The sequence below is a fragment of the Roseateles sp. genome (assembly GCF_046300915.1).
Lineage (GTDB): Bacteria > Pseudomonadota > Gammaproteobacteria > Burkholderiales > Burkholderiaceae_C > Kinneretia.
The window spans coordinates 43,354-65,350 of the sequence record NZ_JBKCLH010000038.1 but is presented as its reverse complement, the minus strand read 5'-3'; the positions used below and the strand labels follow the sequence as shown (position 1 = coordinate 65,350).

The 21,997-nt window shown below is 68.6% G+C and carries 22 protein-coding genes; 14 read left to right on the top strand and 8 right to left on the bottom strand.

Annotated features, from left to right (window positions below; translation table 11 throughout):
• Positions 1–57: 57 nt before the first annotated feature.
• Positions 58–702, top strand: a complete 645-nt coding sequence (locus ACK5F2_RS02515) for an NAD(P)-dependent oxidoreductase (protein ID WP_409862523.1) — start codon at positions 58–60, stop codon at positions 700–702.
• A 116-nt stretch (positions 703–818) separates the two neighbouring features.
• Here the strand turns inward: ACK5F2_RS02515 and ACK5F2_RS02510 are convergent, their stop codons facing one another.
• Both ACK5F2_RS02510 and ACK5F2_RS02505 read right to left on the bottom strand, forming a co-directional pair.
• On the bottom strand, positions 819–1,673 hold the full coding sequence (locus ACK5F2_RS02510) for a 23S rRNA (adenine(2030)-N(6))-methyltransferase RlmJ (RefSeq protein ID WP_409862521.1): 855 nt from the start codon (positions 1,671–1,673) through the stop codon (positions 819–821).
• Positions 1,674–1,717: 44 nt separating this feature from the next.
• Entirely contained in the window at positions 1,718–2,920 is a 1,203-nt protein-coding gene (locus ACK5F2_RS02505; protein WP_409862520.1) for a hypothetical protein, read from the bottom strand.
• 228 nt (positions 2,921–3,148) lie between these two features.
• Here ACK5F2_RS02505 and ACK5F2_RS02500 point away from each other — a divergent pair, with 228 nt between their 5' ends.
• Positions 3,149–4,228, top strand: coding sequence for an alkene reductase (locus ACK5F2_RS02500; protein WP_409862519.1), 1,080 nt, complete (start codon positions 3,149–3,151; stop codon positions 4,226–4,228).
• 28 nt (positions 4,229–4,256) lie between these two features.
• Here ACK5F2_RS02500 and ACK5F2_RS02495 read toward each other — a convergent pair whose 3' ends face one another.
• Positions 4,257–4,841, bottom strand: coding sequence for an MOSC domain-containing protein (locus tag ACK5F2_RS02495; protein WP_409862518.1), 585 nt, complete (start codon positions 4,839–4,841; stop codon positions 4,257–4,259).
• Between the two features lie 226 nt (positions 4,842–5,067).
• On the opposite strand from ACK5F2_RS02495, the gene ACK5F2_RS02490 reads away from it, so the two are divergent.
• On the top strand, positions 5,068–6,960 hold the full coding sequence (locus tag ACK5F2_RS02490; RefSeq protein WP_409862517.1) for a phosphoenolpyruvate carboxykinase (GTP): 1,893 nt from the start codon (positions 5,068–5,070) through the stop codon (positions 6,958–6,960).
• Positions 6,961–7,054: 94 nt separating this feature from the next.
• On the opposite strand, the gene ACK5F2_RS02485 is transcribed toward ACK5F2_RS02490, so the two are convergent.
• The gene (locus tag ACK5F2_RS02485) at positions 7,055–7,294 is read right to left on the bottom strand and encodes a hypothetical protein (RefSeq protein ID WP_133601761.1); all 240 of its coding nucleotides are present in this window, start codon (positions 7,292–7,294) and stop codon (positions 7,055–7,057) included.
• Positions 7,295–7,423: 129 nt separating this feature from the next.
• On the opposite strand from ACK5F2_RS02485, the gene ACK5F2_RS02480 reads away from it, so the two are divergent.
• The 4 genes from ACK5F2_RS02480 to ACK5F2_RS02465 all read left to right on the top strand — a co-directional run bounded on the left by ACK5F2_RS02480 (position 7,424) and on the right by ACK5F2_RS02465 (position 10,511).
• On the top strand, positions 7,424–8,377 hold the full coding sequence (locus ACK5F2_RS02480) for a LysR family transcriptional regulator (RefSeq protein ID WP_409862516.1): 954 nt from the start codon (positions 7,424–7,426) through the stop codon (positions 8,375–8,377).
• Entirely contained in the window at positions 8,374–9,117 is a 744-nt protein-coding gene (locus tag ACK5F2_RS02475) for a UPF0149 family protein (RefSeq protein WP_409862515.1), read from the top strand. The genes ACK5F2_RS02480 and ACK5F2_RS02475 overlap by 4 nt, the downstream gene beginning before the upstream one ends.
• Positions 9,118–9,225: 108 nt before the next feature.
• Positions 9,226–9,999: a metallophosphoesterase gene (locus tag ACK5F2_RS02470; protein WP_409862514.1), complete on the top strand. Its 774-nt coding sequence runs from the start codon at positions 9,226–9,228 to the stop codon at positions 9,997–9,999.
• Between the two features lie 89 nt (positions 10,000–10,088).
• Positions 10,089–10,511, top strand: coding sequence for a universal stress protein (locus ACK5F2_RS02465; protein ID WP_409862513.1), 423 nt, complete (start codon positions 10,089–10,091; stop codon positions 10,509–10,511).
• A 55-nt stretch (positions 10,512–10,566) separates the two neighbouring features.
• On the opposite strand, the gene ACK5F2_RS02460 is transcribed toward ACK5F2_RS02465, so the two are convergent.
• Positions 10,567–10,797, bottom strand: a complete 231-nt coding sequence (locus tag ACK5F2_RS02460; protein ID WP_409862511.1) for a hypothetical protein — start codon at positions 10,795–10,797, stop codon at positions 10,567–10,569.
• Between the two features lie 324 nt (positions 10,798–11,121).
• Here ACK5F2_RS02460 and ACK5F2_RS02455 point away from each other — a divergent pair, with 324 nt between their 5' ends.
• Entirely contained in the window at positions 11,122–11,247 is a 126-nt protein-coding gene (locus ACK5F2_RS02455) for a hypothetical protein (RefSeq protein WP_409862510.1), read from the top strand.
• 36 nt (positions 11,248–11,283) lie between these two features.
• Here ACK5F2_RS02455 and ACK5F2_RS02450 read toward each other — a convergent pair whose 3' ends face one another.
• Positions 11,284–12,219 carry a LysR family transcriptional regulator ArgP gene (locus tag ACK5F2_RS02450; protein ID WP_409862509.1) on the bottom strand — a complete coding sequence of 312 codons (936 nt, stop codon included), beginning with the start codon at positions 12,217–12,219 and terminating at the stop codon, positions 11,284–11,286.
• A 194-nt stretch (positions 12,220–12,413) separates the two neighbouring features.
• Between ACK5F2_RS02450 and ACK5F2_RS02445 the strand changes: the two genes are divergently transcribed.
• Positions 12,414–13,718, top strand: coding sequence for a D-amino acid dehydrogenase (locus tag ACK5F2_RS02445; RefSeq protein ID WP_409862508.1), 1,305 nt, complete (start codon positions 12,414–12,416; stop codon positions 13,716–13,718).
• 85 nt (positions 13,719–13,803) lie between these two features.
• Positions 13,804–15,126, top strand: coding sequence for an Hsp70 family protein (locus ACK5F2_RS02440; RefSeq protein ID WP_409862507.1), 1,323 nt, complete (start codon positions 13,804–13,806; stop codon positions 15,124–15,126).
• An 8-nt stretch (positions 15,127–15,134) separates the two neighbouring features.
• On the opposite strand, the gene ACK5F2_RS02435 is transcribed toward ACK5F2_RS02440, so the two are convergent.
• Both ACK5F2_RS02435 and ACK5F2_RS02430 read right to left on the bottom strand, forming a co-directional pair.
• Entirely contained in the window at positions 15,135–15,869 is a 735-nt protein-coding gene (locus ACK5F2_RS02435; RefSeq protein WP_409862506.1) for a YecA family protein, read from the bottom strand.
• Positions 15,870–16,133: 264 nt separating this feature from the next.
• Positions 16,134–17,117 carry a LysR substrate-binding domain-containing protein gene (locus tag ACK5F2_RS02430; protein WP_409862504.1) on the bottom strand — a complete coding sequence of 328 codons (984 nt, stop codon included), beginning with the start codon at positions 17,115–17,117 and terminating at the stop codon, positions 16,134–16,136.
• 114 nt (positions 17,118–17,231) lie between these two features.
• Between ACK5F2_RS02430 and ACK5F2_RS02425 the strand changes: the two genes are divergently transcribed.
• The 4 genes from ACK5F2_RS02425 (at position 17,232) to ACK5F2_RS02410 (ending at position 21,992) form a co-directional block, all read left to right on the top strand.
• Positions 17,232–18,743 (top strand): CoA-acylating methylmalonate-semialdehyde dehydrogenase, encoded by a 1,512-nt coding sequence (locus ACK5F2_RS02425; RefSeq protein ID WP_409862525.1) that lies wholly within the window; start codon positions 17,232–17,234, stop codon positions 18,741–18,743.
• Positions 18,744–18,852: 109 nt separating this feature from the next.
• Positions 18,853–20,475: a diguanylate cyclase gene (locus ACK5F2_RS02420; protein WP_409862502.1), complete on the top strand. Its 1,623-nt coding sequence runs from the start codon at positions 18,853–18,855 to the stop codon at positions 20,473–20,475.
• 50 nt (positions 20,476–20,525) lie between these two features.
• Positions 20,526–21,284, top strand: a complete 759-nt coding sequence (locus ACK5F2_RS02415) for an SDR family oxidoreductase (protein ID WP_409862501.1) — start codon at positions 20,526–20,528, stop codon at positions 21,282–21,284.
• A 147-nt stretch (positions 21,285–21,431) separates the two neighbouring features.
• On the top strand, positions 21,432–21,992 hold the full coding sequence (locus tag ACK5F2_RS02410; RefSeq protein ID WP_409862500.1) for a heme NO-binding domain-containing protein: 561 nt from the start codon (positions 21,432–21,434) through the stop codon (positions 21,990–21,992).
• The last annotated feature ends 5 nt before the right edge of the window (positions 21,993–21,997 follow it).

The window sequence follows — 21,997 nt, the reverse complement described above, 5'->3', positions numbered from 1 at the left end:
GACAACACCCGCGCCCACCCTCCCGGTGCCCGGCGCCCCTCCTGAAGGACAGATCCCATGAAAGTCGCTCTGATCGGACCCACCGGCTATGTCGGCCGCGCCGTGCTCGATGAACTGCTGGCGCGCGGCCACGAGGTGCTGGCCCTGGCCCGCGATCCGGCCAAGCTGGCCACCCGACCCGGCCTGACGGTGCGCCAGGCCGATGTGCGCGACCCCGCCCAGGTGGCCGCCGCCCTGGCTGGCGCCGAGGCCCTGGTCAGCGCCTACAACCCGGGATGGGGCGTGGCCGAGCTCTACGACGAGTTCCTCGCCGGCACCCGCGCCATCTACGAGGGCGTCAAGGCCGCCGGCCTCAAGCGCTTGCTGGTGGTGGGCGGCGCGGGCAGCCTGTATGCCGCCCCGGGCCTGCAGCTGGTGGACTCGCCGGACTTCCCGGCCGAGTGGAAGCAGGGTGCCCTGGCCGCGCGCGAGGCCCTGAACCTGATCCAGCGGGAAAGCAGCCTGGACTGGACCTTTCTGTCGCCGGCCGTGAATCTGGAGCCGGGCGAGCGCCGCGGCCAGTACCGCGTGGCGCTGGAGCAGCCGGTGCTGGACGCGCAGGGCCAGCCCGCGCGCATCAGCACCGCCGACCTGGCCGTGGCCATCGTCGACGAGCTGGAACAGCGCCAGCACATCCGCCGACGCTTCACGGTGGGGTATTGAGCCCACCCCCTACGGCCTGCGGCCGCCCCCTCAAGGGGGCACACCCGTAGGACCGGCGGAGCCGGATCCTCGGGTGTCGCTGGGGAATACAGGGGTGGCCGAGGTCGTGCGCGGGCTTAAACGGCCTTTTGTTCCAGCACGAAGTTGGCGCTGTCGTACTGGCCCAGGCGCTCGACGAGGTAGGGCAGGCATTCCTGCAGCTCGTCGTGCAGGGTGTAGGGCGGGTTGGCGATGAACATGCCGCTGCCCAGCATGCCGTAGCCACGCTCGTCGGCCTGGGCCACGGTCAGGCGCACATGCAGCCAGCCCTTCTTGGCCGAGACGTCCGCCGTGGCCTTGAGGCGCTGGGCCAGCTGGCTGGATTCCAGCAGCTGCAGCTGCGGGTACCAGATCAGGAACACGCCCTCGGCGAACTTCTGCAGGCCCTCGCGCAGGGCAGCCAGCACCTTGGCGTAGTCGGTCTTGATCTCGTAGGGGGGGTCCATCAGCACCACGGCGCGGCGCGAAGGCGGCGGCAGCTCGCCCTTGAGGCTGGCAAAGCCGTCGCGGTCCGAGACCTGGGTGTTGGGCCGGCTCTCCAGATAGCTGGCCAGGATGCGGTGGTCGGTGGGATGCAGCTCGTAGCAGCGCAGGCGGTCATGCTCGCGCATCAGCAGATTGGCTACGGCCGGCGAGCCGGGGTACTGGCGCAGCTGGCCATCGGGGTTGAACTGGCGCACCAGGTCCACATAGGCGGCCAGGGGCGCGGGCAGGTCCTTGCGGTCGTAGAGCTTGGCGATGCCGCTGCCGTACTCGGCATTCTTCTGGGCATAGCGGCTCTCGACGGAGTAACCGCCGGCCCCGGCATGGGTGTCCACCACGGTGTAGGCCTTGTCCTTCTCGCCCATATAGCGCAGCACCTGGGCGAGCACCAGGTGTTTGAGGACATCGGCATGATTGCCGGCATGAAAGGCGTGACGATAGGCGAGCATAGGCCCGCACTGTAGCGCCTTGTGCCGTCTTCAGGGCCGCCGGCTCAGGGCTGGAAGGCTCCGGGATAGCGGGGCGGGCCGGCCAGGGCGAGCGCCTGACGCGGGTGCACATACTGATGCGTGAGGCGCGGCTGCCGCCCATCGGGCAGGGCCGCGGGCTCGATCAGCCGCCCCTGAAGCCCGCTGGCCGGACGGGGCCGAAAGTCCTCGCGCGCGGCGCGCTCGAACACATCCCAGTCCACCGCCAGGTTGTTGCGCCAGTCCCAGCCGGACTCCGTGGGCATGCGGCCGCCGCCGACCAGCAGATTGTTGTAGCCCTGCACCCGCAGCTGCCCCGCCGGCACGCGCAGATAGCTGCCACCACCGGGCCGGTTGTCCACCAGGGTGTTGTGCAGCAGATAGAGCTCGCGGCGCGGGTGATGCAGGCTCTCGGCCCCGTAGGCGATGAGGTGCGGGTTCTCGCTGCTGGCACTTTGCTGGATCAGATTCCCCAGCACCCAGGCCTGGCCCCCATCGGGAAACTCCAGCTCGTAGCTGGCGCGGCCGCCCGGCTCATCCGTCAGGCGGTTGTAGAAGATCTCGCTCAGCGCGGCCCGGCTCTTGATAAGATGGCCCACCCGCCCCTGGTGGAAGTAGCAGCCCTGCACCCGCAGCTGCGCGATGCGGCCGGCATAGAGCAGGTGGGCGGGCCGCCCACCCGGCCGCGCGGCGGCATGGCTGAATTCACAGCCCTCCAGCGTCAGGCGCGCCGTGGCGTCATTGCTGCTGAGCACGCCCATCTCGCAATCACGGAAGCTGCAGTCGCGCAGCAGCAGGCTGCCCCGCTCCAGGCGGATGCCGGCGCCATTGCCATCGGGCACGCGCGCGCCACTGAAATCCAGGCCCTGGATGCTGATGTCCTCGCCCGCGGTGACGAAGATGCCCTTGCCCTCGGCATGAGCGCCCTGGGCCGGCACCCGCACCCGGCCACCCACGGCCACGATTTGCAGGCCACGCTGGCGCCAGACGGCCGCATCGCCCGGATAGTCGCCCGCATCCACCTCGATGCGCATGCCGTCGCGCGCCACCCGAGCGGCGGCGGCCAGGCTGCGCAGCTCGCGTTGCGGCCCGACGCGCAGCACCTGGGCCTGGGCCTGGACCTGGGCCTGGGCCCGGGCGGGCAGCAGCAGGGCGGCGGCCCCCAGCCACAGCAACTGACGCCGCCCCGGCAGCACCGCGGCGGATGGGAGATCGCTCTGAAGAATCAAGGCACGCTCCATACCCATGTTTTCAACCCTGCCCGGGCGGGCGCGCGAGTCTACTGAAAACGGCGCGCCGGCCTGCGGCCCCCGGACCATAGCAAACTGCCGTGATGGGCTGTCACCGGTAGGACGGCACCGGCCCGCGCTTCCCGCTAGGCTAGCCACTCTTGCAATCCCGCATCCCCCCACCATCTGCCTGAGCCGCCCCCGCTGTTTCGGCCGTCCACCTCTTCCATGCCCAATCTCTTCGACCCCGTCCAGCTCGGCGAGCTGCAGCTTGCCAACCGCATCGTCATGGCCCCGCTGACGCGCAACCGCGCGCCCCAGCAGATTCCGGGTGCCGCCCAGGCGGAGTACTACCGCCAGCGCGCCAGTGCCGGCCTGATCATCACCGAGGCCAGCCAGATCCGCCCCGACGGCCAGGGCTACTTCGACACCCCCGGCATCCACAGCCCCGCGCAGATCGCCGGCTGGAAGACCGTGACCGAGGCGGTGCACGCGGCCGGCGGCAAGATCGTGATCCAGCTCTGGCATGTGGGCCGCATCTCGGTGAAGCGCCTGCAGCCGGGCGGCGCCGCCCCGGTCTCGTCCACCGCGCGGGCCGCCAAGACCCGCACCTATGCCGCCCACGGCGAGCTGGTGCCCACCGACACGCCGCGCGCCCTGGCCACCGAGGAGATCCCGCAGCTGATCGCCGACTACGCCCAGGCCGCCCGCAATGCCATAGCAGCCGGCTTCGATGGCGTGCAGGTGCATGCGGCCAACGGCTATCTGCTGGACCAGTTCCTGCGCGACAGCGCCAATGACCGCAGCGATGCCTACGGCGGCTCCATCGAGAACCGCGCCCGCCTGCTGATCGAGGTGATGACGGCGGTGGCCGAGGCGATTGGCCCGGGTCGCACCTCGTTGCGCCTGAGCCCGGTGACGCCCAGCAATGACATCGGCCAGGACAGCGATGCCCAGGCCCTGTTCAACCATGTGGCCGAACGCCTGGCGCCGCTGAAGCTGGCCTTTCTGGAGGTGGTGGAAGGCGCCACCGGCGGCCCGCGCGATGTGGCACCCTTCGACTACGCCGCCATGCGCGCGCGCTTCCAGGGCCCCTGGATGGTGAACAACGGCTACACCCGCGAGATGGCGATCAAGGCCGTGGCCGAGGGCCATGCGGACGCCGTGTCCATCGGGCGCGACTTCATCAGCAACCCGGACCTGGTGCGCCGCCTGCGCCTGAACGCGGCCCTGCAGCCCTATGTGCGCGAGACCTTCTACGGCGGTGGCGCCGAGGGCTACACCGACTACCCGGCGCTCGGCGCCTGAGACGATGCGCGCCGAGGGCTGAACGGCCTCAGGCGCGCGACTTGCTGCCGCCCGTCTTGGCGCGGAACAGCTCGCTGATCCCCACCTCGCGCGGGCCGGGGATCAGCTCGAAGCCCTGGCCGGCCGCGAGCCGGCCGGGCGTCTGCACCGCCAGATAGAAGCCGCACCAGGCACTTTGCGTCATCAGCTTGGCGGCCTGCTTGAAGCCCATCACGGCATTGAACTTGAAGCAGGGGTAGCGCGGCTCGCTGACCACCAGCTCGGCCTCGGGGAAGCGCAGCACATCGCCGATCCAGACCTGCTGCTCCTGCAGGCCTGCGAGGGTCAGGTTCTCGCCCAGGCTGCCCGGCGCCAGGGTCTCGCCCCAGTCGGCCACGCCAGCCTGGGCCCGCACCGTCTGCCAAAAGGCGTAGTGCTCGCTGGGATAGGCGTAGACCGCCTTGGACAGGCCGCCATGCACGCTCAGATCGGCCTGGGCATCACCCTCCAGGCCCAGTGACCCCAGCTCCACCACGCCGCTTCGGGCCCGCTTGGCGATGCCGCTGGGCACGCGGCGACCGTCGTCCAGCAGCAAATCCTGGACGAGCGAGGTGTTGAGGCTGAGCACTTTCATGGTGCGCGATTGTGCCGCGCCACCTCTGCCTGGCCCGGGCCGCGCACAAAGCCGGCCAAGTCGGCATTAGTTCATGCGGGAAATGCATGGGCACCTCATCCAGGGAGGTTACGGCGAGGTTACAGCCCGGCGACAATGAATCGACGCTTCCACAGTCTGGCGGCATTGGGTCAGGATCGCTCGGCGGGCCTGACCCAATTCCGCTTTTTAATTGATTGGGAACGTCATGAACCAACCTCTGATGGAAGGCCTGCGCCTGAATGTGCCGGCCTATGTGAAGCACCAGCGCCTGGTGGCCTGGGTGGCCGAGATCGCCGCGCTCACCGAAGCGCGCGAGGTGTACTGGTGCGACGGCTCGCAGGCCGAGTATGAGCGCCTGTGCCAGCAACTGGTCGAGGCTGGTACCTTCAAGAAACTCAATCCTGCCAAGCGTCCCAACAGCTATCTGGCCTGGAGCGATCCCAGCGATGTGGCGCGCGTGGAAGACCGCACCTATATCTGCTCGCGCAACAAGGAAGATGCCGGCCCCACCAACAACTGGATGGACCCGGCCGAAATGCGCCGCCTGCTGCAGACCGGTGAACAGGCTCTGTTCAAGGGCAGCATGCGCGGCCGCACCCTCTATGTGGTGCCCTTCAGCATGGGTCCCATCGGCTCGCCCATCGCCCACATTGGCGTGGAGCTCTCCGACAGCCCCTATGTGGCCGTGAACATGCGCATCATGACCCGCATGGGCCGTGCGGTACTGGACGTGCTGGGCGCCGAGGGCGAGTTCGTGCCCTGCGTGCACACCGTGGGCGCGCCCCTGGAGCCGGGTCAGGCCGATGTGAAGTGGCCCTGCAACAAGACCAAGTACATCGTCCACTACCCCGAGACCCGCGAGATCTGGTCCTATGGCTCGGGCTACGGCGGCAACGCCCTGCTGGGCAAGAAGTGCTTCGCGCTGCGCATCGCCTCGACCATGGGCCGTGCGGCCTCGGAGGGGCCCTCCGGTAGCCCGGGCTGGCTGGCCGAGCACATGCTGGTGCTGGGCGTGGAAAGTCCCGAGGGCAAGAAGCAACATGTGGCCGCCGCCTTCCCCAGCGCCTGCGGCAAGACCAATTTCGCCATGCTGATCCCGCCCAAGGCCTTCGCCGGCTGGAAGGTCACGACCATCGGCGACGACATCGCCTGGATCAAGCCCGGCCAGGATGGCCGCCTGTACGCCATCAACCCCGAAGCCGGCTACTTCGGCGTGGCCCCGGGCACCAACACCCTGACCAACCCGAACTGCATGGCCAGCCTGCAGCGCGATGTGATCTTTACCAATGTGGCGCTGACGGACGACGGCGATGTCTGGTGGGAAGGCATGAGCGACACGCCACCGGCTCATCTGATCGACTGGCAGGGCAATGACTGGACGCCCGAGATCGCCAAGGCCACCGGCGCCAAGGCCTCGCACCCCAATGCCCGCTTCACCGTGGCCGCCACCAACAACCCGGTGCTGGACGCCGAGTGGGACAACCCGGCCGGCGTGGCGATCGACGCCTTCATCTTCGGCGGCCGACGCTCGACGACCGTGCCCCTGGTGACCGAGGCTCGCGACTGGGTGGAGGGTGTCTATATGGCGGCCACCATGGGCTCCGAGACCACCGCCGCGGCCGCCGGCCAGCAGGGTGTGGTGCGCCGCGACCCCTTCGCCATGCTGCCCTTCATGGGCTACAACATGAGCGACTATTTCCAGCACTGGCTGGATCTGGGCGCCAAGCTGCAGGCCTCGGGCGCCACCCTGCCCAAGATCTTCTGCGTGAACTGGTTCCGCAAGGGCGCCGACGGCAAGTTCGTCTGGCCCGGCTACGGCGAGAACATGCGCGTGCTCAAGTGGATGCTGGACCGCGTGAGCGGCAACCCGTCCGGCGAGGAGCATGTCTTCGGCGTGACCCCGCGCTACGAAGATCTGAACTGGGAGGGCCTGAACTTCACGAGGGAGCAGTTCGAGGTCGCCACCCGCATCGACAAGAACGACTGGGCCGCCGAGCTGAAGCTGCACGAAGAGCTCTTCGCCCAGCTGGCACACCATCTGCCGGCCGCGCTGCCTGCCGTCAAGGCCAAGATCGAGCAGGACCTGGCTGCTGAGTAAGCACTAACCGTGCAAATGAAAAGCCCGCTCATGGAGCGGGCTTTTTTCATGCCTTGGCTTGACCGCCAGGCTCGGTACTGCCGAGGCCTGGATCTCAGCGACGGCGAGCGTTGGCGGCGCGCAGTTCGGCCGCGAAGGAAGGCATGCTGGACTCGTACTGGGCTGCCAGGGCCAGCAGCTCGCGCTCGGCGCGGCGCTCGGCGGCCAGACGGTACTGGGTCTTGATGCTGTCGATCAGGCGCAGCCAGACGCGAGCACCGATGGCGGCGAAGGAGCCGCTATGGGCCAGGCTGCGGGACAGGGGGAGACCAAAGGTGTGGGAAGCAACGCTCATGACTGAATTCCTGGATTTATTGATGCGCTTGTGGCGACGACGGGGCGAAGTATGGGGTTAACCCTAGACTTGCAGCAAATGAATCTTGTGCATTGGATATATAAACGCGGCGCATATCAGAGAACCTTCGTGACCAACTTCCGCAACCTGGACCTGAACCTGCTGAAAGTCTTTGACGCGGTGATGGCCGAACGCAGCCTGACCCGGGCCGCCGACCGCCTGGCCATGACCCAGCCGGCCGTCAGCCATGCCCTCAAGCGCCTGCGCGAAGCCCTGGGCGAGGAGCTCTTCGTGCGTCAGGCCTTCGGCATGAAGCCCACCTCGCGGGCCGAGGGTCTGTGGCCCGAGGTGCGGGCCGCCCTGGACCGCCTGCGCGGCCTGCTCGATCCGGACGACTTCCAGCCCGAACGCGACGAATACACCTTCCGCCTGGCCATGGCCGACTCCACCGCCGCCCTGCTGCTGCCGCATCTGGTGGTGCAGATGGAGGCCGCCCAGGCCCTGGCCAATGTGCATGTGCTGCCGCTGACCACCCGCGACCCGCGCAGCCTGCTGGAGCAGGGCGAGGCCGATTTCGCCCTGGGCTACTTCCCTCAGGCCGTGGCCGCCCTGCAGTCCCTGGGCAGCATGGCCGCCCTGCGCCAGCACCGGCTCTACGAGAGCGAGTACGTCTGCGTGATGCGCCGCGGCCACCCCCTGGCCGAGGGCGCACTGGATCTGGACCGCTACTGCGCCGCCCACCACCTGCTGGTCAGCTTCTCCGGTCGGCCGCATGGCTTCACCGACGAGGCCCTGGCCGCACTCGGTCGCTCGCGGCGCATCATGCTGACCGTCAACCAGTTCTTCACCGCCGGCCGTATCGTCACCCACTCCGACCTGCTCACCGTCCTGCCCGCCTCTTTTGTGGAAGCCACGGGCTACAAAGGCCAGCTGGTCGAGCGCCCCCTGCCCATGCCCCTGGCGCGGGTGCATGTGGACATGCTCTGGCATCTGCGCAACGACGGCCGCAGCGCCATGCGCTGGATGCGCGAACGCCTGATCGAGGCCGCAAAGCGCGCCACAACAGCGACAATCGGGACATGAGCACCCCGCAAACCGACCTCACCGACGCAGAGTTCGCCGAACTCGACGAACTCCTCGCCACCACGCCCGAGCCCCTGCAGCCGCTGGACGCCTCGATGCTGGACGGCTACCTCTGCGGCGTGCTGGTGCAGCCGCGCATGATCGACATCGAGGAGTGGCTGCCCAATATCTTCGACTACGACGGCGGCCTGCTGCCCGACGACGCCGACCCGGTCTGGCTGGCCCGCATCCAGGCCCTGGTGGACCGCCGCTACAAGGCCCTGAACCGCGCCATGGTGGAGAACGGCTGGTTCGATCCGGTGGTGCTGGATCTGGACGATCCCAGCAATGCCGACGTCGCCTCCGACGAAGACCCCACTTTTGCCGCGATGAGCCCCATCTCGCGCGCGTTGCTGCCCTGGGTGGCCGGTTTCCAGCATGCCTGCCTGTGCTTCCCCGAACTCTCGGAGATGCCGGACGACGCGGTGATGGCCGCCCTGGCCCGCCTGTACCGCCACCTGCCGGCCGAGACGCCGGAAGAGAAGGAAGTGGTCGCCACCCTGGACCGCGACCATCCGCTCAAGGACTTCGACGACGCCGTCGAGGAGTTGGTGGTCACCGTGGCCGATCTGCGCGACCTGACCGAAGAGCACCGCTACAAGGTGGAGACCGTGCGCCGCGACCTGCCCAAGGTCGGCCGCAACGACCCCTGCCCCTGCGGCTCGGGCCGCAAGTACAAGCAATGCCATGGCGCCAACTAAGGCTCCCCCCCTACGGCCTGCGGCCGCCCCCTCGAGGGGGCACTGCCGGCTGACCGGCAAAGCCGGATCAGCGGCAGCCGCTCGGCCAGCCGCCTGAATGCTGACGACGTGCGACTTCAGCTGATCTCGGACCTGCACCTCGAGACCGAAGACTTCCAGCCCCGGCCCGCACCCGGCGTCGAGGCCCTGGTGCTGGCCGGCGATGTGGACAGCGGCTGGCACGGTCTGCGCCGCTTTGCCGGCTGGCCGGTGCCCGTGCTCTTCGTGCCGGGCAACCATGAGTACGATGGCCGCGACTTTGACGCGGCCCGGGCCGGTCTGCACGCCCTGGCCGCCGAGCTGGGCTTCGTGATGCTGGACGACGGCGTGCATCTGATGCGCGATGCCCAGGGCCGGCGCGTGCGCTTCGTGGGCAGCACGCGCTGGTGCGATTTCGATCTCTTCGGCCCCTCGCAGCGCGAACGCGCCCTGCGTGCCGGCAGCTATTTCCAGCGGGTGATGAACAGCAGCCGCCACGGCCACCCCTTTGACGCTCCTGCCGTGCGCGAGCAGGCCCTGCGCTGCCGCGCCTGGCTGGCCGAAACCCTGGCAGCCCCGGAGAGCGGCCCCGACTGGGATGCGACCGTGGTGATCACGCATTTCGGCCCCAGCATCCACAGTGCCGACCCGCGCTACGGCCGCCAGCCCGGCACCGCGAGCTTCTGCAACAACGACGAAGACCTGCTGCCACGCGCCCGGCTGTGGCTGCATGGGCATCTGCACTGCCGCCACGACTACCGCCTGCACGGCTGCCATGTGGTCTGCAATGCGCGCGGCCACAGCCAGCGCGGCGAAGCCTTGAATTACGATGACCAGCGCTGCGTGGAGGTGTTCGCTACTTGACAAGCATCAAGCTGCATCACGACCCTCTTTGACAGACTGCATAGGCAAGACAGAGCCATTGTTGGCAAACCTAAACGAAGGAGTGGAGCATGAAGATTCTGGTCGCCGTCGATGGCAGCCCCTACACCAAGCGCATGCTGGCCTATCTGGCCGCACACGATGAGTGGCTGGGCGACCGACACCAGTACACGGTGCTGCATGCCGTGCCCGCCGTGCCGCCTCGCGCCGCCGCCGTGCTGGACAAGGAAGTGCTCAAGAGCTACTACAACGACGAGGCCGACAAGGTGCTGAAGACCCTGCGCACCTTCTTCACCAAGCAGCGCATGCAGGCCGAGTTTGTCCACAAGGTGGGCGCCGCGGCCGATGTCATCGCCGGCATCGCGGACAAGGGCAAGTTTGATCTGCTGATCATGGGCTCACACGGCCACAGCACCCTGGGCAATCTGGTCATGGGTTCGGTCGCCACCAAGGTGATGGCCCATACCAACGTGCCGACCCTGCTGGTGCGCTGAAGCAGCACTTTGCAGCGATAGCTGAACCTGGACGGTCGCCAGACCGTCCACAGCTTCAGTGCTTGCCGCTGCGCCGGCTCAACCAGGCCAGCGGCGACTCCGTCGCTGGCTGAGCAGCCATCTGCTCCGACTCCAGGGGGTATGAGCGCTGCAGCTGCGGCCCCTCGCTGGGGTCACCCTCCAGGCTGGCTTCCATGCCAAAAGCCGTACCCAGGTCGGCGGGATCATGCGCATCCCCTGGCAGCGAGTTCTTGCGGAAGAAACGCAGTGCGGGAGTGAATCGCATGATGGACCTCGCTAACTTCGCTGGTTGACTCCAGTGTGCTCGCGCACGGCGTGCGGGGAATCACCAAATTAGGGGTTCAAACCATCGCAGTTGGGAAAAACGCACGCCCTCGCCTACCGTTACAACTCGCGGTGGCACAAAGCTACCGCCAAAGGCCTACTGGCGCATTCGGTCCATCCCTCCGAGGAAGGATGTTTCGCAGGGCATAGCCCCTTTAGTCTTCGCGGCCTCGGGTTTGACCCGGCCCACAGAATCTTTATGACGCCTGCCATCCATGCTTGGCTCAGCCGAGCCATTGTCTGCACCGCCGTCCTCGGCGCTCTCATGCTGGCCCTGATCAGCCAGCATGCGGGCGCGCCGCCAGCCCCGAGGCTTGACCTGGCCAAGGGCAAGGCGACAGCTCAACAGACCCAGGTCCTGCTCGCCGAGCAGCAGACCAGCGCCAAGTAAAGTAAACAGCGCACCTGCCTTGCCTCTCAGCGCCGGCTAGGGCAGCGGGGCCAGGGCCTGACGGGCCCCCAATGCCAGAGCTTGGCCCACCTGATCCAGCAGGGCCGCACGTGCAGGGGCCGCTTCCAGCTCCGCCACCAGCTTCCACTGGTGCCAGTACAAGCCCACATCCACGCTGATTTCGGGACGCAGGGCCACCAGCTCCCCACTGTCCAGCAGGGGCCGCAGCTGCAGCTCCGGAGCCACCCCCACACCCCAACCCAGACAAACCGCCCGGGCATAGGCCTCACTGGAGGGCACAAAGCGTTCGCGCAGCCTCGGCGAGCGCAGACCGAAGGCCTTGGAGACCCAGAGCGACTGGGTGTCGTCCTTGCGATTGAAGACCAGGAACGGCGTCTGGGCAAAATTGGCCGCCGTCAGCCCTTGAGGCAGATGCCGAGCCACAAAGGCCGGGCTGGCCACCGCCACATAGCGCATCACGCCCAGGGCTTGAACCGCACAGCCACGCAGGGCCTGACGCACGGTACTCACGCAGCCCAGCACCTCGCCCTGGCGCAAGCGGTCATGGGTGAAGTCCTGGTCATCGACCACCAGCTCCAGACCAAAACCTTCGCTCAGGCCGCGCTGGACCATGCCGTCCAATGCCGGCAGCACCCAGGTCGCCAGGCTGTCGGCATTCACCGCAATGGCCAGGCGCTCGTGGGGCGCCAGGCCCGCACCCAGCTCCCGCAGAACATCGGCTCGCAATGCCTGCAGCTGGCGCGCATAGCGCAGCAGCAATTTGCCGGGCTCCGTCAGGCGCAAGGGGCGCGATCGCACCACCAGCAACTGACCCACCTGGGCTTCCAGGCTGCGCAGTCGCTGCGAAACCGCGCTCTGCGTGATGCTGAGCACCTTGGCGGCACGCTCAAAGCTGTGCTCATCGGCCAGTGCGGCCAGGCAGTCCAGTCCGGCTGAGTCCAGGTCTTTCATAAGTGATGCTAATGTACTCCGAGAAATATGAATGACACTTCATCAATTCATCGGCTCTGAGCACAATCCGGCCCACCCTTGCCCGGTCGCGTGCGACCACCCCGACGGGATATGTCCCCGCGTAGACCAGGCCCGGGTCCGAGAGTCATACTGAGCCCCCATGGTCGGGCCGGACACGCTATGAGGAGGCCGTCATGAAGGTTGTCGTTTTGGGCGCGGGCATCATCGGTGTCAGCACCGCCTGGTATCTGCTGGAGCAGGGTCACGAGGTGATCGTGGTCGACCGCCAGCCCGACGCCGCGCTGGAAACCAGCTACGCCAATGGCGCGCAGATCTCGGTCTGCTTCTGCGAGCCCTGGGCCAATGCCGGCGCGCCACTCAAGGTGGCCAAATGGCTGCTCAAGGACGACTCGCCCCTGCTCTTCCGCCCGCGGCTGGACCCGGCTCAATGGCGCTGGGGTCTGAGCTTCCTGGGCCAATGCACCACCGCCGCTTTCGAGCGCAATGTGGAGCAACTCATCCAGCTGGGTCGCTACAGCCACGCCTCCATGAAGGAGTTGGTGGCCAGCACCGGCATCGAGTACGACCGACTGGAGCGCGGCATCCTGCACTTCTTCTCCAGCCAGGCCGACTTCGATGCCGGCGCCGGCGCCGCCGAGATCATGCAGCGTCATGGCGTGGATCGCCGCGTCCTCAATCGCGAAGAAGTGCTCGCCGTGGAGCCTGCGCTGCGCAGTTTCGAGCAGGGCGTGTTCGGCGGCACCTACACCCCCAGCGACGAATCCGGCGATGCCCGCGTCTTCACCCAGAAGCTGGCCCAGCTCTGTGCCCAGCGTGGCGCCACCTTTCTCTGGGAGCATGATGTGCTGGGCCTGGAAACGGCGGGCGGCACCATAAGCGGCGCCGTGGTGGCCTCGCGTCTGAGCGGCCGCAAGACCAGCCTCAGCGCCGACGCCTATGTGGTGGCCCTGGCTTCCTACGCACCCGCCCTGCTCAAGCCCCTGGGCGAACATCTCAACATCTACCCCGCCAAGGGCTACTCGGCCACGCTGCGCCTCAAGCGCCCGGAAGCGGCCAGCGTGGTCAGCCTGCTGGACGACGGGCGCAAGCTCGCCATCTCGCGCCTGGGCGACCATATCCGCATCGCCGGCACGGCCGAGCTGGCCGGCTTCGACCTCAGCCTCGACAACCCGACGGCACGCGCGCGCTGCGCCGCTCTGGTGCGTCGTTATGAGGAGCTCTTCCCCGGCGTGGCCGACACCAGCGAGCCCAACTACTGGACCGGCCTACGCCCCAGCACCCCCACCAATATTCCCTATATCGGCCGCAGCAAGAAGGCCAGCAACCTCTGGCTCAACACCGGCCACGGCACCCTGGGCTGGACCCATGGCGCCGGCTCGGGCCGCGCCCTGGCCGAGCTGATGGCCGGTCAGGCCCCGGAGATGGCCTTCGGTTTCTACGGCGACGCCCTGCCCGCCCGCCGCGTGGCCACGGTCTGATTGGATCCGGGCTCAGCCCGGCGGGCTTGGGCGGTCCGCCCCTGGCCACTACAATCCGCGACCCCATTTTTGCGGTGTGCGAGCCATGATGAGCCCCTCCTTCTGCGCGATCGACTTCGGCACGTCCAACTCCGCGATCGCCATTCCCTGCAGCGCGCCCGATGCGCCGCAGGGCAGCACCCGCCTCGTGGAGCTGGAGCCCGGCCAGCTCACCATGCCCACGGCGGTCTTCTACTACGCCGAGGGCCCGCATGATGCCGACGGCCCGCCGCGCGCCTTCGGCCGCGCCGCTCTGGCCGCCTATGTGGAGGGCGTGGAAGGCCGGCTGATGCGCTCCATGAAGAGCATCCTGGGCTCCAGCCTCATCGAGCAGAGCACCGATGTGGGCGGCGGCCGCGGCGTGCGCTACTTCGACATGCTGGCCGGCTACCTCAAGCGCCTGCGTCGCCAGGCCCAGGCCGCGGGCGCGCCGGAAGACCTGCACCGCGTGGTGCTGGGCCGCCCGGTCTTCTTCGTGGACGAGGAGCCCGCACGCGACGCCGCGGCCCAGGCCTCGCTGGAGGCGGCCGCGCATGCCGTGGGCTTCAGTGAGGTGCATTTCCAGTACGAGCCCATCGCCGCGGCCTTCGACTACGAGCGCCAGACCACGCGCGAGCGCCTGGTGCTGGTGGCCGATATCGGCGGCGGCACCTCCGACTTCTCGGTGGTGCGCGTGGGCCCTGAGCGCATGGCACGCCTGGACCGCCGCGAGGACATCCTGGCCAACCACGGCGTGCACATCGCCGGCACCGACTTCGACCGCCATATCGAGCTGGCCTCCATCCTGCGCGAGCTGGGCTACCGCTCCCTGGGCCCCGAGCGTCCCGGCCAGCCCGCGCGCGAGGTGCCCAGCGGCATCTATTTCGACCTCGCCACCTGGCATCTGATCAACACCGTCTACAGCCCGCAGCGCGTGGCCGAGCTGCGCGGCATGCGCAGCTTCTACGGCAACCCTCAGCACCACGCCCGCCTGATGACGGTGCTGGAAGACCATCTGGGCCATGAGCTGGCGGGCCGCGCCGAAGACGCCAAGATCGCCGTGTCCGGCGGCGGCAGCACCGAGATCGACCTGGGCCTCGTGGAAAGCGGCCTGCGCGTGCCCCTGGGCGAGAGCCAGGCCCTGGAGGCCCTGGACAGCGATGTGGAGCGCATCGTGCAGGCCGGGCGCGACACCGTGCGGCAGGCCGGCCTGCGGATTGACCAAGTGGATGCGCTCTACTTCACCGGCGGCTCCACCGGCCTGCGCCTGCTGGCCGAGCGCATTGCCGCCGCCTTCCCGGCGGCCGAGGCGGTGCGCGGCGACCGCTTCGCCTCGGTGGCCACCGGCCTGGGCCTGCACGCCGCGCGCCTTTTCGGCGCGGCGCGCTGAGCAAAAGCTCAGCGGGGCTTGCGCGGGCCGCGGCCGCCGGGTGCCGCACCCGGGCGCGGCGGCGTGCGACGGCCGGCACCCGGCCTGGCCGGCGCGGCCCGCGGCGCCTGGGCCTGAGGGCGGGTGATGTCGGCCAGCATCAGACAGGCAGCGACCAGGCTTTCCACCGCCTCCTCCAGATCGGCGGCGGGCTCCAGGCTTTCGATCTCCTCCAGCAGATCATCGGCGTCCTCCAGATCGTCCGGATCCAGATGGCGGTAGATCGCGGCCAGGGGCTCCAGCAGCTGGCTGGCCTCCTGGCGCATCAGATCGGGAAAGATCTCGGTGGCCAGGGCCAAGCCGGCCACCCCGGGCAGCAGCACCTCGGAGGGATCGCTGTCGAATTCGTCCTCATCGTCCCCATCCTCATCGCCCAGCTCGAAGACCCAGGGGTCGAACCACTGGCGCTCCGCAATGGCGCGGTTGAGCTGCTGATGGCGGCGCTTGCACAGGGCCAGGATGGGCTCGGTCTGCAGGCCCGGGGGCAGCTCGCGACCCTCGCTGTCCAGGATGGGACGCAGCCACTGATGCGCCGGCACGGCCTTGGGCTGCAGCAGCACACCGACCAGGTAACCGTCCAGCATGCTGATGTCCAGGGGCTCCAGCGGCGCCGGCAGGGCGTCCAGCAGGTCCTGCAGTCGCTCCATCTCGGCCTCGCTGAGGGGCTGGGTTGCGGGCTTGCTGGGGGTCGTCATCGTGCTCATGCCTCGATTGTCTCGCCACTATCGCGCCACGATGCGCTCCCGCCACGTCCTTTTTCTCACATCAGCCGCCGCACCATGGCCCTGAACCTGCGGATACAGGCGCTTGCACATTTCCGCTGGCATCCCCTAAGGGTGGGATGGGCGGCGCCCCAAGCCCGCGGCTACATTGCAAGCACGCCCGGTTCAGGCCGGGCACCGATCCCAACGACGTCCTTGCCTCCAAGGACTTGCACCGCCCGCCCGGCTTGCCGGTCGGGCGTTTTTTTATCCGCCGCCTCGGGCGCCCTCGAAGCCCGCCGCCAGCGCCGCCTTCAGATGCTCGGTGAAGAGCCGCACCGGCCGCGGCGTGCTGCTGCTCCAGGGGTGGATGGCATAGATGCCGTCGCCGAAGAAGCCGGCTGGGCGCCAGTCCGGCAGCAGCTCGCGCAGCCGCCCGGCGCGCACCGCGGGTGCGGCACTGAAATCGGGCAGCAGGGCGATGCCCAGACCGGCCAGCGCAGCCTCGCGCAGCACCTCGCTATTGCCGGCGCGCAAGGGTCCCTGCACCGGCACCTTGAGCCGCTCCCCGCCCGCGGCGCCGCGCCGCTCGAAGAGCCAGACCGCTGGCCCCGGGCGCAGATAGGGCAGACATTGATGCTGGCCCAGCTCGGCCGGATGCGCGGGCGCGCCCTGGCGCCGCAGATAGGCACCGCTGGCCACCAGCAGGGCACGCGAGGCGCAGAGCTTGACCGCCACATGGGTGTCCGGCGGGCTGCTGGTGTGGCGTATGGCCAGGTCGTAGCCCTCCTGGGCCAGGGGCACCAGGCGGTCCGAGAGGTCCAGCTCGATGCGGATCTCCGGGTAGCGGCGGAAGAAGCTCTCCAGCTGCGGCGCCACATGCTGGCGGCCCAAGGCCACGGGCGCGGTCACGCGCAGCAGGCCGCGCGGCTGGCCGGCGGCGTCGCGCGCCTCGGCCAGGCTGCGGGTGATCTGGGCGAAGCTGGCCTCGGTCTCCTCCACCAGGCGCTGGCCGGCCTCGCTCAGGCGCACCGAGCGCGTGGTGCGCGCCACCAGCTGCTGGCCCATGGCCCGCTCCAGATCGGCAATGCGCTGACTCACCGCGGCCTTGGACAGGGCCAGGCGCTGGGCCGCCTTGGTGAAGCTGCCCAGCTGGGCGATCACCAGCAGGGCATGCAGCTGGCCCCAAAGCAGCTCATTGCGCAGCTCGGGCAGGGCGGGAGGCTTGGGGTGCTCGTCGCGGGCGTCCATTGTTCGGATTATTGAACAATCAAATCACTGCCAGCCGATTGGCAGGCGCGGGGGCGCGGCCTAGACTGCGCCGCAACAAGTCCTCACCCGGAGACCGCCATGGCCCTCGCCCCCGTGCCCGCCTACACCGATTCGCGCGACATCACCCACTTCATCGCCGGTGCGCCGGCCGAGGCCACGGCCGGCCGCAATCAGGCGGTCTACAACCCCGCCACCGGCCAGGTGGCGCGCCAGCTGCAGCTGGGCAGCGTGGCCGATGTGGAGCGCGCGGTGGCCGCTGCCCAGGCCGCCTTCGGTCCTTGGGCCGATGCGCCCCCGCTGCGCCGCGCCCGCGTGATGTTCAAGTTCCTGGAGCTGCTGAACCAGCACAAGGACGAGCTGGCCGCCATGATCACGGCCGAGCATGGCAAGGTCTTCACCGACGCCCAGGGCGAGGTGAGCCGCGGCATCGACATCGTGGAGTTCGCCTGCGGCGTGCCCCAGCTGCTCAAGGGCGACTACACCGAGCAGGTCTCCACCGGCATCGACAACTGGACGATGCGCCAGCCCCTGGGCGTGGTGGCCGGCATCACGCCCTTCAACTTCCCCTTCATGGTGCCCATGTGGATGGCGCCCGTGGCCATTGCCACCGGCAATGCCTTCATCCTCAAGCCCAGCGAGCGCGATCCCTCGCCCAGCCTCTTCATCGCCGAACTCTTCAAGCGGGCCGGCCTGCCCGACGGTGTCTTCAATGTGGTGCAGGGTGACAAGGTGGTGGTGGACGCCCTGCTGAACCATCCGCACGTCAAGGCCCTGTCCTTCGTGGGCTCCACGCCCATCGCCCAGTACATCTACGAGACCGGCGCCCGCCTGGGCAAGCGCGTCCAGGCCCTGGGCGGTGCCAAGAACCATATGGTGGTGATGCCCGACGCCGACATCGATCAGGCCGTGGACGCCCTGATCGGCGCCGCCTACGGCTCGGCCGGCGAGCGCTGCATGGCCATCTCGGTGGCGGTGCTGGTGGGCGATGTAGCCGACAAGATCATCCCGAAGCTGGCCGAGCGCGCCCGCGCGCTCAAGATCATGAACGGCATGGAGCTGGAGGCCGAGATGGGCCCCATCGTCACCCGCGAGGCGCGCGAGCGGATCGAAGGCTATATCCAGCTGGGCGTGGAGGAAGGTGCCGCCCTGCTGGTGGACGGGCGAGGCCACCAGGTGGCTGGCCATGAGGGCGGCTTCTTCACCGGCGGCACCCTGTTCGACCATGTGACGCCCGCCATGCGCATCTACAAGGAAGAGATCTTCGGCCCGGTGCTGGCCTGCGTGCGCGTGCCGGACTTCGGCGAGGCGGTGGACCTGGTCAACGCCCATGAGTTCGGCAACGGCGTGGCCTGCTTCACCAGCGACGGCCATGTGGCGCGCGAGTTCGCCCGCCGCATCCAGGTGGGCATGGTGGGCATCAATGTGCCCATCCCCGTGCCCATGGCCTGGCATGGCTTTGGCGGCTGGAAGAAGAGCCTGTTCGGCGATATGCATGCCTATGGCGAGGAAGGCGTGCGCTTCTACACCAAGCAGAAGAGCGTGATGCAGCGCTGGCCCGCCAGCATTGGCAAGGGCGCCGAGTTCGTGATGCCGACCAGCCGCTGAGCACTGCGCCCGACTGGGCGCTCCGCGCACAAATTGTCGGAAGGGCGCAGGCCCCGCGGCAGGCTGCGGCTACGCTCATGCTCTTGTGACACGATGTAAAAAAGCACCCATGTCCGATGCCCTCAGTCCCGAGGTCCAGCATGCCGATGCCCTGAGCCATTGCCTCGCCGAGGCCCGGCAGGCCCAGGCTCAATCGCGCCTGGACGAGGGTCTGACCCTGGCACAGCGCGCCTGGGATCTGGCCCGGGAACAGCGGCTGCTGGCCGAGCAGATTGAGGCCGGCCGCCTGCGCGCCTTCTTTCTCTACCGACGGGGTGATCTGCATGCCTTGCTCCGAGCTGGCGAAGCCTTGCTGCCGCTCATGCAGGCCCAGGGGCCCAGCATCGAACTCGGCGAGCTGCTGCGCTGGATGACCCTGGCCGGCTTTGAGACCGGCGACTTCGAGACCGCCATGCGCTGTGCCAACGAGGGTTACGCGGTGGCACAGGAGCTGGGCGACAGCCGCCTGGTCGCCCTGGCACTGAACGCCCTGGGCGCCACCTTCGAGCGCATGGGCGACCCCTGGCAGGCCGAGCGCCTGATGATGGAAGCGGCGGTGCTGGTGCGCGAGCAGCCCTCCCTGCATGAGCGTGTGGTCACGCTGAACAATCTCTGCGGCGTGGCGCTGGGCGCCTTCTATCTGCTGCGTGACAGCGGCCATGACGCCGCCTGCGCCGATGCGCTGGAGCGTGCGCTGCGCTACGCCCAAGAGGTACGTCCGCACGCCGAGGCCTATGGCGATCCCTTTGCCCGGGTCATGACCGAGGGCAATCTGGGCGAGGCCCTGCTTCACAGCGGCCATCTGGACGCGGCCAAGGCCCTGCTGGAACAAACCCTGGACCAGGCGCGTGCTCACGGCTTCGAGGCTCAGGCCTGGCGGCTGCGCTGCTCCCTGGCCGAGCTGCAACTGCAGTGCGACCAAGCGGAGCACGCCTATGCGGACCTGCACCTGCTGATGCGTGAGGCCGGCGAACGCGCGCCCGCCGCCACGGCCTTGCGCGCCCACCATGCGCTGTACCGCGCGGCGCGCCGGCTGGGTCTGTTCGAGGAAGCCCTGCTGCAGTTCGAGCGCTACCAGCACATCGAGCGCCGCCGCGCCACGGCCCAGCTGATGGCACAGTCGCGCTTCTTCGTGACGCGGCTGGAGGCAGAGCAATCCCGCCAGCGCGCCGAGCATCAGGAGGCCCGCGCCGCGACTCTGGAGGCCCATCTGGAGCTGGATCCGCTCACCGGTCTGGGCAACCGCCGCTGCATGGAGTCGCGCATGCCCGCCCTGCTGCGTGCCGCCGAAGCGGCCGACCAGGTCCTGACCCTGGCGCTGATCGACGCCGACCACTTCAAGCTCATCAATGACCAGCTGGGCCACACGGTGGGCGACCGGGTGCTGCAGCAGCTGGCCCAGATGCTGCGCGACAACACCCGCGGCAGCGACCTGCTGCTGCGCTACGGCGGCGAGGAGTTCCTGGTGCTCTTCCCCGACACCGTGCCCGACCGCGCCTTCGAGGTCTGCGAGCGCCTGCGCCAGTGCGTCGAGTCCTTCCCCTGGGACGGCATCGCCCCGGGCCTGCAGGTGACGCTGTCCATCGGCCTGGCCAGCAGCCCGCCCTATGCCACCGATCTGCTGATCTCGCGCGCCGACAGCGCCATGTACCGGGCCAAGCATCTGGGACGCAACCGCGTGGCCCTGGCCTGAGCCATTCAGCGCCTATCATCCAGCGCATCCCGGCCAGCAACCGCGCTGCGATGAAACCTGCCCCGCTCACCCTGATCACCGGAGCCAGCCGCGGCATCGGCGCCGCCACCGCCCGGCTGCTCGCCGCGCACGGGCATGACCTGGCCCTCAACTACGCACGCGACGCTGCCAGCGCCCAGGCCCTGGAGGCCGAGCTGCGCGCCGCCCACCCGGGTCAGCGCTTTCTGGCCCTGCAGGCCGATGTGGCGGACGAGGCCCAGGTGCTGGCCATGTTCACCCGCATCGACGCCGCGCTGGGCCGCCTGAGCGGCCTGGTGAACAACGCCGGCATCGTGGTGCCGGCCCAGCGTCTGGCCCAGATGGACATGGCGCGCTGGCAGCGCCTGTTCGCGGTAAATGTCTTCGGCACCCTGCTGTGCAGCCGCGAGGCCGCGCGGCGCATGAGCACGCGCCAGGGCGGCGCGGGCGGGGCCATCGTCAACCTCAGCTCGCGCGCCGCCCAGCTGGGCTCACCGGGCATCTATGCCGACTACGCGGCCAGCAAGGGCGCGGTGGACAGCCTCACCGTGAGCCTGGGCCGGGAGCTGATCGGCGAGGGCATTCGCGTCAACGGCGTGCGCCCGGGCATCATCGAGACCGAGATCCATGCCGACAGCGGCACCACGGAGCTGCTGCCCGCGGCCACCGCCGGCATTCCCATCCAGCGCCTGGGCCGGGCCGAGGAGGTGGCCGAGGCGATTGCCTGGCTGCTCTCGGATGCCGCCAGCTACACCGTGGCGACCACCCTTGATGTGGCGGGAGGTCGCTGAACAGCCAGTCGGCCGGCGGCCGCGGGGCCGATGCGGCTTGGCCCCGCGCGTGACATCTTCACGACATGGACGAACGGAAAACCAAGACAGACCCGGGCGTCGGACCTACATTGAAGCTGAAAGTGCTTTGCACGCGGAGGTATAGCGATGTACGGACTTGTCAATCGCGCGGTTCGAGACTTGGTGATATCCCTGCGCGGGGAACCCGGCTGGCAGAGGATTCGCGAGCGCGCCAGCTACCCGGACGATGAGTTTCTCTCCATGCAGACCTACCCGGACGAGCTCACCTACAAGCTGGTCGGCGCCGCCAGCGAGGAGCTGGGCCTGCCGGCCACCGAGGTGTTGCACGCTTTCGGCGAGCACTGGATCCTGTTCACGGCACAAAAGGGCTACGGCGACTTGCTGGACGGCTTCGGTCACAGCACCCGGGAGTTCCTTTCGCGGCTCAACGATATGCATGGGCGCGTCGAGACCGTGTTCAGCGAAATGTCCATGCCCTACTTCGAGCTGCAGGACCATCCCAGCGGAGAGCCTGACCGATTCGTCCTGCTCTACCAATCTCAGCGACCAGGGCTCTCGGCCTTTGTGGAGGGTCTCCTGCATGGTCTTGCCAAGCGTTTTGGCGAAACCATCGAGGTCAGCCAGACCGACGACCGGTCGCAGGGCGCTGCAGCCGATCGTTTCGAGATACGCATCCAGCCCGCCTGAAGCGG

Excerpts from the sequence above, each read along its gene's own strand:
- ACK5F2_RS02490 (WP_409862517.1), top strand. The coding sequence starts at position 5,068 with ATGAACCAACCTCTGATGGAAGGCCTGCGCCTGAATGTGCCGGCCTAT.
- ACK5F2_RS02475 (WP_409862515.1), top strand. The coding sequence starts at position 8,374 with ATGAGCACCCCGCAAACCGACCTCACCGACGCAGAGTTCGCCGAACTC.
- ACK5F2_RS02415 (WP_409862501.1), top strand. The coding sequence starts at position 20,526 with ATGAAACCTGCCCCGCTCACCCTGATCACCGGAGCCAGCCGCGGCATC.
- ACK5F2_RS02485 (WP_133601761.1), bottom strand. The coding sequence starts at position 7,294 with ATGAGCGTTGCTTCCCACACCTTTGGTCTCCCCCTGTCCCGCAGCCTG.
- ACK5F2_RS02450 (WP_409862509.1), bottom strand. The coding sequence starts at position 12,219 with ATGAAAGACCTGGACTCAGCCGGACTGGACTGCCTGGCCGCACTGGCC.
- ACK5F2_RS02465 (WP_409862513.1), top strand. The coding sequence starts at position 10,089 with ATGAAGATTCTGGTCGCCGTCGATGGCAGCCCCTACACCAAGCGCATG.
- ACK5F2_RS02445 (WP_409862508.1), top strand. The coding sequence starts at position 12,414 with ATGAAGGTTGTCGTTTTGGGCGCGGGCATCATCGGTGTCAGCACCGCC.
- ACK5F2_RS02420 (WP_409862502.1), top strand. The coding sequence starts at position 18,853 with ATGTCCGATGCCCTCAGTCCCGAGGTCCAGCATGCCGATGCCCTGAGC.
- ACK5F2_RS02410 (WP_409862500.1), top strand. The coding sequence starts at position 21,432 with ATGTACGGACTTGTCAATCGCGCGGTTCGAGACTTGGTGATATCCCTG.
- ACK5F2_RS02495 (WP_409862518.1), bottom strand. The coding sequence starts at position 4,841 with ATGAAAGTGCTCAGCCTCAACACCTCGCTCGTCCAGGATTTGCTGCTG.
- ACK5F2_RS02460 (WP_409862511.1), bottom strand. The coding sequence starts at position 10,797 with ATGCGATTCACTCCCGCACTGCGTTTCTTCCGCAAGAACTCGCTGCCA.
- ACK5F2_RS02500 (WP_409862519.1), top strand. The coding sequence starts at position 3,149 with ATGCCCAATCTCTTCGACCCCGTCCAGCTCGGCGAGCTGCAGCTTGCC.
- ACK5F2_RS02430 (WP_409862504.1), bottom strand. The coding sequence starts at position 17,117 with ATGGACGCCCGCGACGAGCACCCCAAGCCTCCCGCCCTGCCCGAGCTG.
- ACK5F2_RS02435 (WP_409862506.1), bottom strand. The coding sequence starts at position 15,869 with ATGAGCACGATGACGACCCCCAGCAAGCCCGCAACCCAGCCCCTCAGC.
- ACK5F2_RS02510 (WP_409862521.1), bottom strand. The coding sequence starts at position 1,673 with ATGCTCGCCTATCGTCACGCCTTTCATGCCGGCAATCATGCCGATGTC.
- ACK5F2_RS02515 (WP_409862523.1), top strand. The coding sequence starts at position 58 with ATGAAAGTCGCTCTGATCGGACCCACCGGCTATGTCGGCCGCGCCGTG.
- ACK5F2_RS02440 (WP_409862507.1), top strand. The coding sequence starts at position 13,804 with ATGATGAGCCCCTCCTTCTGCGCGATCGACTTCGGCACGTCCAACTCC.
- ACK5F2_RS02455 (WP_409862510.1), top strand. The coding sequence starts at position 11,122 with ATGCTGGCCCTGATCAGCCAGCATGCGGGCGCGCCGCCAGCCCCGAGG.